The organism is Aeribacillus sp. FSL K6-8210, from assembly GCF_037963925.1.
In the GTDB taxonomy this organism is placed as follows: domain Bacteria; phylum Bacillota; class Bacilli; order Bacillales; family Aeribacillaceae; genus Aeribacillus; species Aeribacillus composti.
In genome coordinates, this window is sequence record NZ_CP150172.1 from 274,006 (window position 1) to 289,026 (window position 15,021).

The following is a 15,021-nucleotide window of genomic DNA, read 5'->3' on the forward strand; positions in this document are numbered from 1 at the left end:
GGAGCAGTTAAAAAACTGCTCCATTGCAATCCTTTTGAATATAATGGTTATAGCAGGCGCATTGCCGGATGTGGGAGCCAGCAGACTCTAGTCATCGAGATACTTTTTGAGGCCCAGCAGCTCATACATCCAGCCGCTTTCACAATCGAGGTGCCTGCTGGCTTTTTCAGTTCCTTGATAGCTGTTGGCTCCCACTGTTTTTTTTGCTTCTCCATAATCCCATCTCCTTCCAATTAAAAATGGTCATTATTGGAATAAAATATAACTGTTTAAAATTTAGCATAGCGATAATGTCGAAGTAAGAAATAAATTGTCATTTTGTTATAATTTTTTGAAAATTTAATATAAAGATTTCATAACAGCTTGTATTGGTGCAAGAGCTGTTTATTATTGATACAAGTTTCATGCTTATTAGCCTTTTGATACAGGATGTCCGTTTCAGCAACCGGTAAGCCTTATCATCCAACCAGTGATTAGCGATTTACGCTACGGTTTTTGTATAAACTCAAATCCATATGAAGACCTTGCCACTTCCTTCACCTCAGCCCTTTCAGTTACAAAGCGTTTCATTGATGAAAGGCATTTAGAGCGCCACATCAGGAAAATGAAAAAAATATATAAAGCGCGGCGTGACTATGTAAAAAAATGTTTGACTGAACAATTTGGCGACACAGTTAAAATTTTTGGCGATTCCACCGGTTTGCATTTAGTCGCAGAATTTCAAAACATCGTGTTTTTAATCAAGTAGTAAATGAAATAATGAAGAAGCATAAAGTGAAAATTTATCCTGTAGAAGTTCATGCTATTCAAAAAGGAATCCATCAAAACAAAATTATTTTAGGATATGGAAATTTAACAAAAGAAGAAATTGCGGAAGGCATTTTTAGATTAAGGCAGCTCTAAATTAGGAGGTGTTCATCGTGGGGCATCTAAACGTTTGATGAAGATGAAAACATGTAGGATATTCATTTTAAATGTCGATAATAAAATTGTCCAAACATGCCCATGAAACGATAATATTGACCAAATACAAAGTTTGATGAGAGCGCTGTTTATGGAGGTAAGTTTGCTGGGACTTTAAGTCATGCAGGGTTTTAATCAAACGTTTGTTTAAGGGGTTAAACTCTCTCACAACTTTGAGGGGGTTTTTTTATGTGCTAAAAATTCGTTTCAAATGAATCAATTTCAGAGGATTTTATTTCATCAAATGAATTATCATAGACAGCCCCCGAACAAAACGGGGAAAAAGTTGGTATCATGCAAAACCACATGTATTTTGCCCTTTTGAGTTTTCGCTGGATCTTCAAATTCTAAGCGAATACATTTTACTTCAAGTAGAATGAAAGACAGCGGATCTTAAAGCATGCCGGATAGTGCGTCTGCTAAGTTTAAATGCCTGTATTGATTATAATATACGTTAGTTTTTATGTCGATGGCACATCATTTTGCTTTCATTCGTACCGCCTATGCCGAGTTTCTTTTTCAACGCTCGGATTTTTTCCTCAGGCTCTCGGTCGGGATTTCTGTTTTTTCCCTTTTCAGCATTATGTTGCCTGCATTGAATTTAAATTTTTGTTTGATTTGTTTGATGTTATAAGATATTATAAATCTGTAAAAAAGCGGAAGGATGATGGTTTGGATATGACTAACTAATTCTATCTTTAAGTTGCATTTTTAAGGAAGCGAATATATTTTCTGGATAGGATTAGTATGTGTTTGAAAATGCTAAATACAAATCACCGCAGTATGCCTGTAGAATAAACCTGCTGTCCAGAAAACAGAATAGCAGGTTTTCTATGTGCTTGAAATAGACCGGAAGAAAGCGTAGGTACTCACTATGTCAATGTCTCAGTGGAGAAAAATGATTATTTTAATGATTAACATGTTTATAACTATTGGAAGCTTCGGCATTATTATCCCCATATTGCCTGCTTATTTGGAGTCCATTGGTCAAGGCGGTACGGCAGCTGGTTTAATGGTCGCAATATTTGCAGGAGCCCAGCTTGTGTTTTCTCCAATTGCAGGGAAATGGACAGATCAGTATGGCCGGAAAAAAATGATTGTTTTAGGATTAATCGGTTTAACTGTTTCTATGTTTATCTTTTACGCATTTGATTCCATTTGGTGGCTGTACGCTTCGCGTGTAGTTGGGGGGATAGGCTCCGCGCTTCTGGTACCCGCTATTTTTGCTTATATTGCCGATATTACGACAATTGAGCAGCGGGCTAAAGGCAACAGTTTCATTTCAGCAGCCATGTCGCTTGGGATTGTAATAGGACCAGGGGTTGGCGGTTTCTTTGCTGATTTTGGATTGAAAATGCCTTTTCTTGTTGCAACGATCGTCTCTTTAGCGGCTGTTATTTTTTCATTAACAGTTTTAAAAGAAAGTGTTGAACAACAACATGCCCCGGAACAAAAAACGCAAATCAATGATGAGCCGATGTTAAAAAAATTGGTTTCGTCCGCTCATAAGCCGTATTTTATGCTGTTGATTATTACTCTTGTTATGAGCTTTGGTTTAATGGCTTATGAATCTGTCATCGGGTTATATATGGATGATCAGTTTGGGGCAACACCGCAAGAAATTGCTTGGATGGTTACATTAACTGGACTGATAAGTGTGATTGTGCAGTTGTTTGTGGTCGATAAGCTTGTCGGCCGCTTTGGGGAAGGAGCCGTTTTAAATTTCTTTTTAGGCGTAGTTGCAATTGGATTTTTCCTTTCATTGTTTGCCGACAGCTATTCTCTGTTTTTTGTCATCACCCTCTTGATTTTTCTTGCAACATCCATCTTGCGTCCTGTTTTGAACACTCTTATTTCAAAGATGGCTGGAAATGAACAAGGCTTTGCCATGGGGTTAAACAACGCCTATATGAGTATAGGAAATATATTGGGGCCGATGTTGGCGGGAATATTATATGATATTCAAATTTTGTATCCTTTCATTTTAGGATGCATTTTATTAGTGTTTACACTTTTTATTACTGTCTTTTGGCAAAACAAGTCATTGAAAAATACGAAACTGGCCAAATCCAAGTCGTCTAGTTAACGCTAAGAACTGTTGTTATTTCTCACCTTTTTTAGACCGAAGTGACAAGATGAATAGGCTTGTAAAAATCTATTCTCGTTGGGAAAATTGATTCCAACCTGTAACTTTTTTAAACAGTGCGGGAATGGATCATTTGCTGGCGCCGAAGTTCAATTGAAGCCGTCGTACAAGGAAAATAAAGCGCGATCGCTTGGGCGTTTACGGATTTTTGGACAGCCTCTTTAATCAAAGGCTGTCCTTTTTCTTGTATTTTGGCATGCCATTCACATGAAACGTATTCGACCAGCTTGAAATAATTGGTATTAGAAATTAGTTAGATAGCTTAAACTGTTGAACGAACCCGTTGAGCTCTTCTGACAGATTTGCCAACTTCATGGAATTTCTTCCATCGAGCTGTTCGTCTGTTCGGATGCGGCAGATGTTTGTTCAATTCCTGCTGCAGACTGTTCAGCTAAAGAAATCCGCACAACATTTTTGCTTTCACCTCTGTTTTGATCTTTATTTTTGCATATGCCCATAAAGCAGGGGAGAAAATGAACTAAATGAAATGGTAAAAATGAATAATTTTTATTCATATTATATTATAGCCAAATATGTTAATTATTGTAAATTTTAGTAGTACCTTTCCTTCTTCTAGACTAAAAAGAATTTGTCATATTTGGATGAAGAAATCATATACATTTAGTGAATTTTTCACCTTGTTTTAAAAGAAAAATAAAAAGGTGCGGGGGGATATTGTGGATCATTATGTACAGGTGGAAAAAAGAATAGATGTGAGGCGAGACCAATTTGCGCTTTCTGAAGGTTATATCCATTCTTCTTTAGAAACTTCGCCATGGGTCCCGTTTGTAGAAAACGTCTGGATACGCCATTTGTCTTTTGACATTCGCAGCAATACTTCCGTCAATGTTCTTCGGGTTGGATCTGGCGGCACGCTTGGCAGGCATCGCCACCGCGGTCCTGTCACTGGTTATGTAGTTAAAGGAAGCTGGTATTACAAAGAATACGACTGGATCGCAAAACCGGGAGATTTTATTCGCGAAAGTCCGGGCAGGACACATACACTCGTTTCCGACGAAGGGATGGAAACTGTGTTTCATTTAAACGGACCGCTTGAATTTCTCGATGATCAAGACCGTATCATTGAAACGGTAGATGTATTTTGGTTTATCGATCATTACTTAACTTATTGCGAGAAAAATAATTTGCCCATTAATAAAGATTTGTTTTTATGATCCTTTGAAACTGATGTAAATAAATGACAGCGTTTACAAAGATGAAGAACCGTTCTAGTTCGGAACGGTTTTTTTCATGTATATCTAAGAATTTCTATTTCATGAGTCAGTGCGTTTGACATAGTACCTTGTGGTTTCATATAATTTGAAACTAAATGATGTAAAAAGGAGCAAGACTATGGAAAAAAATCATCAAAATCCATTACAAGACATTCATCAATCAATTGTATTAGAAGCCTCAATTGAAAAAGTTTGGGAGGCGGCGGCTACGTCAGAGGGGATTGCGTCATGGTTCATGCCAAATCAAATGATTTTCAGCCAAAGCTGGGACATGAATTCCATCTGCAATCTCCTTTCGGGCCGTCTCCATGTAAAGTGGTAGAACTTGAACCGCCTTACCTCCTCTCTTTTACATGGGATACAGAAGGCTGGGTTGTTTCATTTATTTTGAAGGATTTAGGGGATAAAACTGAATTTACTCTTATTCACAGCGGATGGAAGCATCCTGACGATGTGCTGCCTAAAGTAAATGAAAAAAGCTCTGTTGTTCGTGAACGGATGAATCATGGCTGGATGAACATTTTGAAAAAATTGCAAAAGGTTGTGGAATAACAAAAAATTCATTTACGTTTTCAGATCCAGCTCGGGGAAATAACTTGGAGGAAAAGAAAACAACAAAAAAATTAGGGAGATGATGATCTCCCCAATGCAATCGCCATATCGTCCGAAGAATAGAGGAAAAGGTGGCTGCACTTTTTTGAACACTGAAAAAAAGATTTTTTATTAAATCTTTTCGAATACTTCCAATTTTAGCGGATGTGCTAAAGCTTCAGTCATTAAATAGGAAAGTGTTGATTCCGCGCCCCGATTTTGATTAGGGCCATCGGAGTTCAGACCGTCGCAGCAGCTGCCATCGCTAGGATCGACTAAAGGAATGTGATGGTCATTCCCACCATAAAACCAGTCTCGGCAGCGCAGTACAACTTGTAAGTAAGCAGAATCATCCAAAATATGATAAGCTTCGTTTGCAGCTAAAGCTAGTTTCATAACATCGATGGGCTGCTGATCCCAGTCGGCGCGATTGTGGCGGCTGCACCAACCCCGGTTGCCGATTGGACGAATGGAGGAGCTGTTGAATCCGCCCATCTTTTCGATGAGAAAATCAAGACTCTCTTTGGCAATTCGCAATGTTTCATTGCGACGGTTGTATCGATAGGATAAAAATAATCCCCAAGGCAAAATTCCATTGGCATATGTCATTTGTTTTTCGAACCAATGCCAATCTTCCGTTCGGTGCTCTTTGTATGCTGTTAATAAACTATGTTCGCATGTTTCTGCCAATTGTTTAAGTTCATCTTCTGCTATTTCAAGAGAGGAAATGCTGTTTTTCTTTTCCATGAGCAGTTTGCTGCAGCTGGCCAGCACCCATGCTTGGCTGCGGGCAAAACGAAGCTTGCGGCATGCAGAAAGGGCATTGCGCAAAATTTCTGCTGCCACATAGCGGCGGGCATTGTCATTAAGTTTTAAATAGGCCATTGTCACTGCCCAAACTGATCGACCAAGACAATCTTCAGAACGAGTTTCCGATTCAGGTGTTCGGTCATAATAAAAGTTATTATGAAACCATCCATCATCCCTTTGGGCCCAAAGCAAAAAGGCTAAATACCGATCAAGCATTCCGTAGAGTCTCTTCAATTCAGACGGTTCATCTTGAAGAAGCTCTATCCATTCAATACATAGCCAAAGGGCGCGCGCATTGTCGTCTGTTGAATATCCTTCTTTACGGCGCGGAATCCGGCCGAGGCAATGCTCGATCAACCCTGTATCGTCAGTTAAACGTTCCAAATGATCAAAATTAATATTTGGTTGGTGCAACGTGTTTCACCACGCTTTCGTTCGGCTCTTTCACACCCTTCTCATCCAAGTCCATTTCGCCGATTTTGGCAAACAGCTTCAAATATTGCATCCCGACAGTTGGCCAATGGGTTGCCTTTCCAATCTGCCGAATTCGATTTTCCCATTGGTGCAATGCATTGTCATCCATTAATAGCTCTTTTAATCGCTGTTCCCATGCTTTGATGTCGCCATACGGAAGAAGCAGTTCTTCACAGCCTTTTAATAAATCTTGTGCATGTTCGTATGGCGTGGAGAGAATTGGACGGCCTATTCCGACGGCATAAGCCAGCGTTCCGCTTGTGATTTGCTGCATGCCCGGATAAGGAGTTACATATAGATCACACGCTGTTAAGTAGGAGACGAGCTCCTCTTCATTAAAGTAACGGTCAATCATTCGGACATTCTCTTCTAATCCGAGCTGACGAATCATGTTTTGCAGCTCTTCACGGTATGATTCTCCTTCCCGCTTTTTCACTTCAGGATGCGTTTGTCCCGCGATAATATATAACGTTTCCGGTACTTCATGGACAACTTCTGGGAGGGCTGAAATTAGAGACTCGATTCCTTTGCCGCGATTCAGTAATCCAAATGTAAGCAATACTTTTCTGCCTTCAAATCCCAGCTGGCGGCGAAGCTGAACCCGCTCGTTATCTCGAGGTTTAGGCGATCCATGTGGAATGTAGACAATTTTATTTTCGGGCAAATTATACGCTCGGACTAAATAAGAGACAGCCTTGCGATTCATGACGACTATAGCGTCGCTTAAATCGGCAATTTCCTGCTGGACTTGCCGATATGGCGGCTTAGGATCAGAGAAAATCGTGTGAAACGTCGTGACGAGCGGTTTATTTAATGCGCGTACAAAGTCGACTATGTACTCTCCCGCTTCACCGCCGAAAATGCCGAATTCATGTTGCAAAACTACAACAGAAATATCGCTTCGATTGACCCTTTTGGCCATCTTCACATAAGCTGAACGATCTTGCATTGGCAAAGGCCAAAATCTCGGATTATTTTCATATACATTTCTGTCATCATTTTCATTATAAAGTACAATGATTGGGTCACGATTACCGCGTTTGCCAGCAGCGCTTACGTTTGTAAATACATGTTCAGTGAAGGTAGCAATACCGCAACGGCGCGGAGGATATGTGCTGACATATGCAATTCGACTCATGCTTGCATCACCCTCTCATATTGGTTCAAGATCAAGTTATCGTACACTTTACCTTCATTTAAGAATGTCTTGTAAGCCATAATACTGTTGTTGACACGAATATTATCGCTTATGCTTGATTGATCCCAAAGAATAGAGTTTGAAAAATGCACTTTGGAGCCAATGCGGCAATGATCACCAATCACTGCAAACGGACCAATTACTGACTGATCGCCTACCTCGACATTATCCCCGATTAAAACAGGAGGGATAAAGCGGACGCCAGATCCGATTTTGGTGTCTTTTCCTAACCAAACGCTCGGTTGAACTTGATTTCCGCGAGTAGGCAACGGGTTCCGATTTTCAAGAACGTCCCAATGAATTTTCCGGTAACGTTCTGGTGTTCCCATATCAAACCAGTAACCGCTGCTTATTTTTCCGTATACACTTTTGCTTTTTTGAATAAGGGTGGGAAATGTTTCACGTTCGATAGAAACTTCACGTCCTGCTGGAATGTAGCGCATTACTTCTGGTTCAAGAATGTACAAACCAGCATTGATCAAATTTGATGGTGCTTCTTCACGACGAGGCTTTTCAACAAAACGCAAAATCCGGCTGGAATCGTCCAGTTGAACGACACCGTAAGAAGAAGGGTCATCTACTTCCGTCAGTGCAATTGTGGCGATCCCGCCGCTTTGTTCATGAAATTCAAGAAGAGGAATCAAGTTTGGCAAGTGAACAATGTCGGCATTTACAACAAGAAATCTTTCCTTCAAAAATCTTTCAGCATTTTTGATAGCTCCTGCTGTTCCCATTTGATGTGTTTCATCAGAGTACTCAATGTCTACACCGAAACGTTTGCCGTCTCCGAAGTAATTTTTTATGACATCTGAACAGTGATGTGAGGCTATTACGAATTGGTTGATTCCTTGATCGCGAAGATAAGTGATGAGGTGTTCGAGCCATGGCCGGTTAGCAATGGGTGCCATCGGTTTCGGCAAATTTTCAGTTAATGGGCGTAAACGTGTTCCTAAACCACCAGCTAACAGTAATGTTTTCATTTGTCATCCCTCCATTAGTCTATGATTATGAAGTTCATAACAGATGGATGAATGAAAAATGAAAGTGGCGTATATTGTTAGCACTCAAACCTACTGGTTGCTAATAAATATTATAACAAAATTTCTTATATAAGTAAAATGTATGAATTTCAACTCAGTCGGGGGTTTTCCTATACTTAATGAAAAAAGGGACAAATATAACACCCTTTTGTTTAAAGTCTCCACTCCGATTGATAGAAGCTTAAAAAATGTTTGAAAAACCTCTAAGAAGAGTGCTGTTTGTTTTAATGTCTAATTATTCAGAAAATCTATCAAAAGCCTTATGAAATGATATAATCTCCTTGAATTTTATGAAGAAAGCAGGTGATATCGTTGAACTATTGTCAACAATGCGGACACCGATTAGAAGAAAATCAAACATTTTGTACGAATTGCGGCGCGAAAGTCGTAGAATCACAAAACGCCGTACAATCGCAAAATGTAATGAAGGCAGGGGAGGGATCAGGATCAAGAAGACCGGTGCTGGCAACGAAAAAATCTAAGATTTTTGCAAGTATTGGAGTTCTATTAATTTTAGTAATTGCAAGTTCATTTTTTATTGTAAAATCGGTCTATAAACCGACAAAACTGGCGGAAAATTTTATTCTAGCGATCAACAATCATGATGCAAAAAAAGTGGCTCATTTACTAAACTCGAAGCAATCGGATATAAAAATAGATGAAAAAGTGGCCAAACAATTAATTGACCATTATCAAATGAACCCATCGGAATTTTCTGAACTGAAAAATAGCTTGCATAAAGAAGCCGTTATTTATGAAAAAGGGGCATTTCCTGAGCATACAGATGCAGATATTTCGATCAATAAATTAGGAAAAAAATGGTTATTTTTTGACTATTATGCACTCATACCTAAAAATTTATATATTGTCGTAACGGCAAATCATGATAGCCATATTTACATAGATGGGAAAAAATATGAACCTATAAAAAAAGACGAAGAACGGACTTACGGGCCGTTTTTGCCAATCAATCATAAAGTGCAAGCAGTATACAAAGGAGAATACGCAGACGTAAAGCAAGTGGAAGAAGTTTCGCCAAGTGATGCAGAAGAAAATAAAGTGTACATAAATTTTGATTTAACTGGAGATTATGTATATTTATATTCAAATATTGAAGATGCCACTTTATTCGTCAATGGAAAGAGCACAGGTTTAAAAATTTCGGATGTAGAAGAGTTTGGACCAGTTGCAACAGACGGTTCGATGACGCTTCATGCCGAAATAAAAACTGCTGATGGTACGGTGAAAAGCAATAAAAAGACAATTAAAGAAGCCGGGGAAACGATTGATCTATTATTTGAACAAGAAATTCCAATGGAAGATTTCGAAGATGTTGGAGATTCATTAAAAGACTATCATGATGAACAATCGGAGATCGAAAATGTGATTATGAGCCATTATACTAGTATCTCAAGCGGTGACTACGAAACTGCATATGCAATGTTTTCCTCAAGCCGTCGCAGTAAAATTAGCTATGAAAAATGGTCTAAAGGGCTAAAAAACAATTTTAAAAATGAAGTTACGAATGTAAGTGTGGAAAGTATAGAAAATGATCAAGCGACAGTGAGTTTTCAATTAACTTCTTATGACAAACAGGACGACGGCTCCACATTAGTACAAGAATGGGGAGGGAAATGGTATTTAGTGAAGGAATCAGACGGCTGGAAATTAGCAACGCCTGAAATTAAAAAGCTAAATACTAGAACGGAATGAAATGGAAATCTTTGCTTCTCATTTTCGCCATATTTATTTTGAGTATTTTTGCCATTATATCAATCCCGAAATTGCCGCTCTTTCAGGAAAATCAAAAAACAAAGATTCAAGACCAGCATGAAGAACCGGAAGTAAAAGAAGCGGGTAATGTTGCAGCTTTGCAAGAAGAAAAAAACGATAAGAAAGAAGAAACGGTCGAAGAAAAAGCAGCTAGAATAGTGGATGATATGTCTTTGGGCGAGAAGGTCGGCCAGCTTTTGATGGTTGGCTTTAAAAGCACGGAAAAAGACGAGGCAATAACCGATTTAATTGTAAACAAACATATCGGTTCTGTCATTTTGTTTGACCGCAACATGGAGACTCCGGAACAAGTTGCGCAATTAAATAATTCTTTGCAAAGGCTCGCGCTGAAAAAGCGGTTTGGAGTGCCGCTTATGATCGGAGTGGACCAAGAAGGGGGAGACATTTTGCGGATGAGAGAAAAAGTGTCTCCCATCCCATCCCAACAGAAGCTAGGGCAAGCTGCAAATGAAAAAGCGGTGTACGATATTGCTCTTCTGAACGGAAGGGAATTGGCTGCCATGGGATTTCATCTAAATTTTGCACCCGTTTTGGATTTGTCAGAGACTGACAGCCGATCTTTTGGTACAAATCCGGAAGCGGTCTATACGTATGGTGCAAAAGTGGTTCAAGGATTGCATGAAGCGAAGATTACAGCAACGCTCAAGCATTTTCCCGGCAACGGAAGAAGCAGTGTTGATCCGCATATTGACACTTCTTCTGTAAAAGCGGACAAATTGGATTTGGAGAATTCCGATATTTATCCATTTAAAAAGCTCATTGAAAATACAGATCACAATCAATTTTTCATTATGATGACTCACATTAAATATCCAAGTTATGATCCTAGCAAACCAGCAAGTTTATCTTCTGTTATGATTCAAAAGCTGCTTCGGGAAAAGCTGGGGTATAAAGGAATTGTTGTCACGGATGATCTTGAAATGGGCGCAGTAAATAAATATTATTCATATGAAGATATGGCAATCGAAGCGATTAATGCCGGAGCGGATTTGCTGCTCGTTTGCCATGAATATGAGCATCAAGTGGAGGTTTATAATGGCTTAGTGAAAGCAGTGAAAGACGGAAAAATTCAAGAAAAACGCATCAACGAAGCGGTGACAAGAGTGCTAATGCATAAATTATCCACTATTCAAAATCCGATCGTTGATCCGCAATATGCGAAAGAAACAGTTGGAAGCAAGGAGCATAAAACACTGATCGAAAATTGGATGAATACAAAGGAACAGTGATTCAATTAAATTCGTAGAAGACCTTCATTCAATGTTTGGGCAAGCCGATTGTAGGCGGCTGCCCATGTTATACCAATCAATAGAGGAGGAACAATAGAGGAAAATGATTTGTCATCAATGTGGAAATGAACAAGAAAAAGGAAATTTTTGTGGGAAATGCGGGGCAAAATTGAATAATGATCCAAATCTACAAGAAACAGCGGGAGGCGGCGGGGATCAGGTTTCAATTAACAGAAATCCCCAACCGTCTTATGGCCAAGCAGCTTCCACGCAAATGAATGAACATGTAGAAAAGGTTAAAAAGCAGTCGAAAGTGTATGGAAGCTATTTCGTTCATTTTTTGAAACATCCGTCATCCATTTTTGGCAAAGAAAAAAATGAATGGGTGAATGGCTTTATCAGCATTATTTTATTTGTGTTCATTGTCACACTAACGGTTAGCGTTTTTGTCCGCAATCTATTTAAATCGGCAATTCATGGTACTCAAGGACTGATAAATGAGTTTTATGATGGACCTTCGTATGTTTCGGTATTTTTTAATGTTTTTATATTTGTTTTTCTTATTGTTGCGCTCGTGTTATTGTGTATGTTCATTGTTAATAAATTGTTTGGATCAAGTGCATCTTTTAAAGAGGTAACAGCTATATATGGAGCACATCTTACCACCGCGATCATTGTTTCGCTTATCGCGTTATTGCTAGTTTTGTTAAAATCCCATGTTTATGGAAACATTGTGCTGATCATTTCACTTTTGCTTGCGATCGTTTTAATTCCATATTATTTGATAAGTGTACTGCTAACGAAATATTCAAAAGGAATAGATCCTTTATACTCATTTATTATCTATGTTGCTATATTTTCCATCGTGTTTGCGATTTTTATCGGTATATTGGCTGATTCGGCAATGGGGAGAATTGTTGATCAATGGAGATATTTTTGGTGATGGAGTGACATTGAACATTTTGAACGAATCTAAATATTAGCTGCTTTAATTTTCATACAATATAGACTTACACAATGAGTACCGTTAAGCCTTAAAAGCATCAGATCACCTTCTGCGCTGGTATGCCCGCCGCATACCAGCGTTTCATATGTTAATAGGCTGATTTTCATTCTATTGTATGATATGACGTTTTAAGTTGAGGTCATTATGAGAGAATTGGAAGCAGTATGGAACAATTGGCCGATATTCTAGGTAAACGACAAGCAAAAACTGGACATATTATGATCGTTTGCCTAAAATGAAGGTAAAGGAATACCAAAACAAACCAAAAATTGATTTCAAAGGAAGGTGATGTTCAAAATGGATGCAAAGGCGAAAAAAACGGCTTTACGTGGAATTACATATGGCTTGTACATTGTTGGTACGAAAGATGAAAACGGTGCCAATGGATTTGCTGGAAATTGGTTGACTCAAACCTCTTTTGAACCGCCTTTAGTTGCAGTTGCTGTAAAAGCGGGTACACGTTCACAACAACAAATTGCCAAAAGCGGGGTATTTAGCGTCAATATTTTGGAGACGGGGCAGAAGGAAATGGTTACTGCTTTTTTCCGATCCATTGAACCGGAAGGAAACAAGCTGGCTGGATACGAATTTTATACGGAAGAAACAGGATGCCCGATTTTTAAAGATGCGTTGAGCTTTTTTGAGTGTAAAGTGGTGGAAAAAATAGAAAAAGGTGACCACTACATTTACGTCGGTGAAGTGATCAATGCCGGTGTGCACCGGGAAGGCGATCCGCTAACATTGAAAGAAACCGGTTTTTATTATGGAGGCTAAACTTTTTATAAGAAAAATGTTTCGGTTAAAAAGACCTGCAAATTTTATTATTTGAGACAAAAAATAAGAAAATAGTTTTGTTCGGCAAAAGGTTGAAGCAAGATTTTAAAGAATAAGCGATGATGACTTACGATTGCTTGAAGCAGGCGTTCATTTCCGTCTGCTTCAAGCGTTTTTTCCAAGTGAATGTACGTAGTATAAGTATATGAATTCATTGAAATTTTCGTAAAAAAATAGTATAATATAATTTATTGTACGAATCATGCAAATTATTTTAATAAATTAATTTTAAAAAATTTCATCATGGTGGGATAAATAATTATGGATAAGGATAACAAGCTATCATTTTCATCACTTACTGTTATTGGTGTTATGTTGTTTGCCCTATTTTTTGGGGCGGGGAATTTAATATTTCCAGCTCAGCTTGGACAAAATGCCGGAGAGAATCTTTGGTTTGCTGTGACTGGATTTATTATTACTGGAGTCGGATTGCCGTTTCTCGGGATTATAGCCATGAGTTTTTCCGGAAGCAGTGATTTACAAGAGCTTTCTAGTAGAGTTCATCCGACTTATGCCGTCTTTCTCACATCATTGCTCTATTTAACAATTGGTCCTTTTTGTGCAGCACCGCGGACTGGAACTGTTGCGTATGAAGTCGGTATTGCGCCGTTTGTTGCTGAGGAATTTCATCAAGTTGGATTGTTTATTTATACGCTGCTATTTTTTGCTGTGACTTTTTGGTTTTCTTTATACCCGGCTAAAATTGTTGATAATGTTGGAAAACTTCTAGCGCCTGGAATTGTGATTCTTCTTGCCATACTTTTATTTATGGTAGTTGTGAATCCTATTGGGGATATTGGTTCAGCGCAAGGCGTGTATAAAATTCATGCGTTTTCCCAAGGTTTTATAGATGGCTATAGTACAATGGACGCCCTTGCATCACTTGTATTTGGCATTATTGTGATCAATGCCATACGCAAATTAGGTGTAACATCAAAAAAAGATATTCTGAAAGCTACAGCAAAATCAGGAACTGTTGCCATTTCACTGCTTGCACTGATTTATATTGGAATTGCTTATTTAGGAGCAACAAGTGTAGAAGCTTTCGGAATTTTTAAAACAGGTGGACCCGTTCTCAGCAATGCGGCTTCACATTATTTTGGCACATTCGGTTTAATTATGCTGGCTATTATTATCATCCTTGCATGTTTAACGACTGCCATTGGTTTAATAACGGCGAATGCTGAATATTTTCATAAATTGATTCCGAAAATCGGCTATAAAACGTGGGTTGTCTTCTTTAGCTTACTTACTTTTGTAATAGCAAACTTTGGATTAACAAACATTATTTCATTTTCTATCCCTGTCTTAATGTTCATCTATCCGCTAGCGATTGTTTTGATTTTGTTAACGTTCTTGTCGCCGCTTTTCCATCACGCACGCATTGTATATGTTTCAGCGACTGGAGTTACATTTTTAATCAGTATTTTTGACGGTTTGAAATCATTATGTGATTCACTTGGAATTGATTATTTCGGATGGATGGTACCAATTGTTTCGTTTTATGAACAGATATTACCATTTTATAAACAAGGACTCGGTTGGTTTATTCCAGCGATCATTGTCATTATTATTACAGGTATTGTCGGAAGGGTTCAGGCCAAATCAACTGTTAGAGCGTAAAATGTTCTATTATAATAATAGAAAGAATAGTTTGAATTTTTGTAAGCTATAAAAAAGGAACTTTCTTAAGGAAGGTTC

At 38.5% G+C, this 15,021-nt stretch carries 12 protein-coding genes and 1 pseudogene; 9 read left to right on the plus strand and 4 right to left on the minus strand.

Features of this window, described 5'->3' with window-relative positions; translation table 11 throughout:
* Positions 1-47: 47 nt before the first annotated feature.
* Positions 48-215, minus strand: a complete 168-nt coding sequence (gene skfA, locus NSQ41_RS01415; RefSeq protein ID WP_063386524.1) for a sporulation killing factor — start codon at positions 213-215, stop codon at positions 48-50.
* A gap of 544 nt (positions 216-759) precedes the next feature.
* Between skfA and NSQ41_RS01420 the strand changes: the two genes are divergently transcribed.
* The 4 genes and pseudogenes from NSQ41_RS01420 (at position 760) to NSQ41_RS01435 (ending at position 4,896) form a co-directional block, all read left to right on the plus strand.
* A complete protein-coding gene (locus NSQ41_RS01420) occupies positions 760-903 on the plus strand; it encodes a hypothetical protein (RefSeq protein ID WP_339210820.1) in 144 nt (47 codons plus the stop codon).
* 934 nt (positions 904-1,837) lie between these two features.
* A complete protein-coding gene (locus tag NSQ41_RS01425) occupies positions 1,838-3,049 on the plus strand; it encodes an MFS transporter (RefSeq protein WP_339210823.1) in 1,212 nt (403 codons plus the stop codon).
* 737 nt (positions 3,050-3,786) lie between these two features.
* Positions 3,787-4,284, plus strand: coding sequence for a 2,4'-dihydroxyacetophenone dioxygenase family protein (locus NSQ41_RS01430; RefSeq protein WP_339198386.1), 498 nt, complete (start codon positions 3,787-3,789; stop codon positions 4,282-4,284).
* Positions 4,285-4,462: 178 nt separating this feature from the next.
* A pseudogene (locus tag NSQ41_RS01435) lies at positions 4,463-4,896 on the plus strand (SRPBCC domain-containing protein).
* 171 nt (positions 4,897-5,067) lie between these two features.
* On the opposite strand, the gene NSQ41_RS01440 reads toward NSQ41_RS01435, so the two are convergent.
* Genes NSQ41_RS01440 through NSQ41_RS01450 form a run of 3 tightly spaced genes read right to left on the minus strand, consistent with a single transcriptional unit; the run spans position 5,068 to position 8,397 of the window.
* The gene (locus NSQ41_RS01440; protein WP_339210826.1) at positions 5,068-6,159 is read right to left on the minus strand and encodes a glycosyl transferase; all 1,092 of its coding nucleotides are present in this window, start codon (positions 6,157-6,159) and stop codon (positions 5,068-5,070) included.
* Complete coding sequence (locus NSQ41_RS01445) at positions 6,140-7,357, minus strand: glycosyltransferase family 4 protein (protein ID WP_339210828.1); 1,218 nt, start codon at positions 7,355-7,357, stop codon at positions 6,140-6,142. The genes NSQ41_RS01440 and NSQ41_RS01445 overlap by 20 nt, the downstream gene beginning before the upstream one ends.
* Entirely contained in the window at positions 7,354-8,397 is a 1,044-nt protein-coding gene (locus NSQ41_RS01450) for an NDP-sugar synthase (RefSeq protein ID WP_339210830.1), read from the minus strand. The genes NSQ41_RS01445 and NSQ41_RS01450 overlap by 4 nt, the downstream gene beginning before the upstream one ends.
* Positions 8,398-8,769: 372 nt before the next feature.
* On the opposite strand from NSQ41_RS01450, the gene NSQ41_RS01455 reads away from it, so the two are divergent.
* From NSQ41_RS01455 to brnQ, 5 genes are all read left to right on the plus strand, one after another.
* Positions 8,770-10,170 carry a zinc-ribbon domain-containing protein gene (locus NSQ41_RS01455; RefSeq protein WP_158640151.1) on the plus strand — a complete coding sequence of 467 codons (1,401 nt, stop codon included), beginning with the start codon at positions 8,770-8,772 and terminating at the stop codon, positions 10,168-10,170.
* A complete protein-coding gene (gene nagZ / locus NSQ41_RS01460; protein WP_339210832.1) occupies positions 10,167-11,480 on the plus strand; it encodes a beta-N-acetylhexosaminidase in 1,314 nt (437 codons plus the stop codon). The genes NSQ41_RS01455 and nagZ overlap by 4 nt, the downstream gene beginning before the upstream one ends.
* 103 nt (positions 11,481-11,583) lie before the next feature.
* Positions 11,584-12,423, plus strand: coding sequence for a zinc ribbon domain-containing protein (locus NSQ41_RS01465; protein WP_339210834.1), 840 nt, complete (start codon positions 11,584-11,586; stop codon positions 12,421-12,423).
* Between the two features lie 360 nt (positions 12,424-12,783).
* Positions 12,784-13,260, plus strand: coding sequence for a flavin reductase family protein (locus tag NSQ41_RS01470; protein ID WP_327863033.1), 477 nt, complete (start codon positions 12,784-12,786; stop codon positions 13,258-13,260).
* 321 nt (positions 13,261-13,581) lie between these two features.
* The gene (gene brnQ / locus NSQ41_RS01475; protein ID WP_339210836.1) at positions 13,582-14,943 is read left to right on the plus strand and encodes a branched-chain amino acid transport system II carrier protein; all 1,362 of its coding nucleotides are present in this window, start codon (positions 13,582-13,584) and stop codon (positions 14,941-14,943) included.
* Positions 14,944-15,021: the final 78 nt, after the last annotated feature.

What these genes read in the sequence shown, in the direction of transcription:
- skfA (WP_063386524.1), bottom strand. Translation starts at nt 215, where the DNA reads ATGGAGAAGCAAAAAAAACAGTGGGAGCCAACAGCTATCAAGGAACTG.
- NSQ41_RS01420 (WP_339210820.1), top strand. Translation starts at nt 760, where the DNA reads ATGAAGAAGCATAAAGTGAAAATTTATCCTGTAGAAGTTCATGCTATT.
- NSQ41_RS01425 (WP_339210823.1), top strand. Translation starts at nt 1,838, where the DNA reads ATGTCAATGTCTCAGTGGAGAAAAATGATTATTTTAATGATTAACATG.
- NSQ41_RS01445 (WP_339210828.1), bottom strand. Translation starts at nt 7,357, where the DNA reads ATGAGTCGAATTGCATATGTCAGCACATATCCTCCGCGCCGTTGCGGT.
- NSQ41_RS01450 (WP_339210830.1), bottom strand. Translation starts at nt 8,397, where the DNA reads ATGAAAACATTACTGTTAGCTGGTGGTTTAGGAACACGTTTACGCCCA.
- nagZ (WP_339210832.1), top strand. Translation starts at nt 10,167, where the DNA reads ATGAAATGGAAATCTTTGCTTCTCATTTTCGCCATATTTATTTTGAGT.
- NSQ41_RS01465 (WP_339210834.1), top strand. Translation starts at nt 11,584, where the DNA reads ATGATTTGTCATCAATGTGGAAATGAACAAGAAAAAGGAAATTTTTGT.
- NSQ41_RS01470 (WP_327863033.1), top strand. Translation starts at nt 12,784, where the DNA reads ATGGATGCAAAGGCGAAAAAAACGGCTTTACGTGGAATTACATATGGC.
- brnQ (WP_339210836.1), top strand. Translation starts at nt 13,582, where the DNA reads ATGGATAAGGATAACAAGCTATCATTTTCATCACTTACTGTTATTGGT.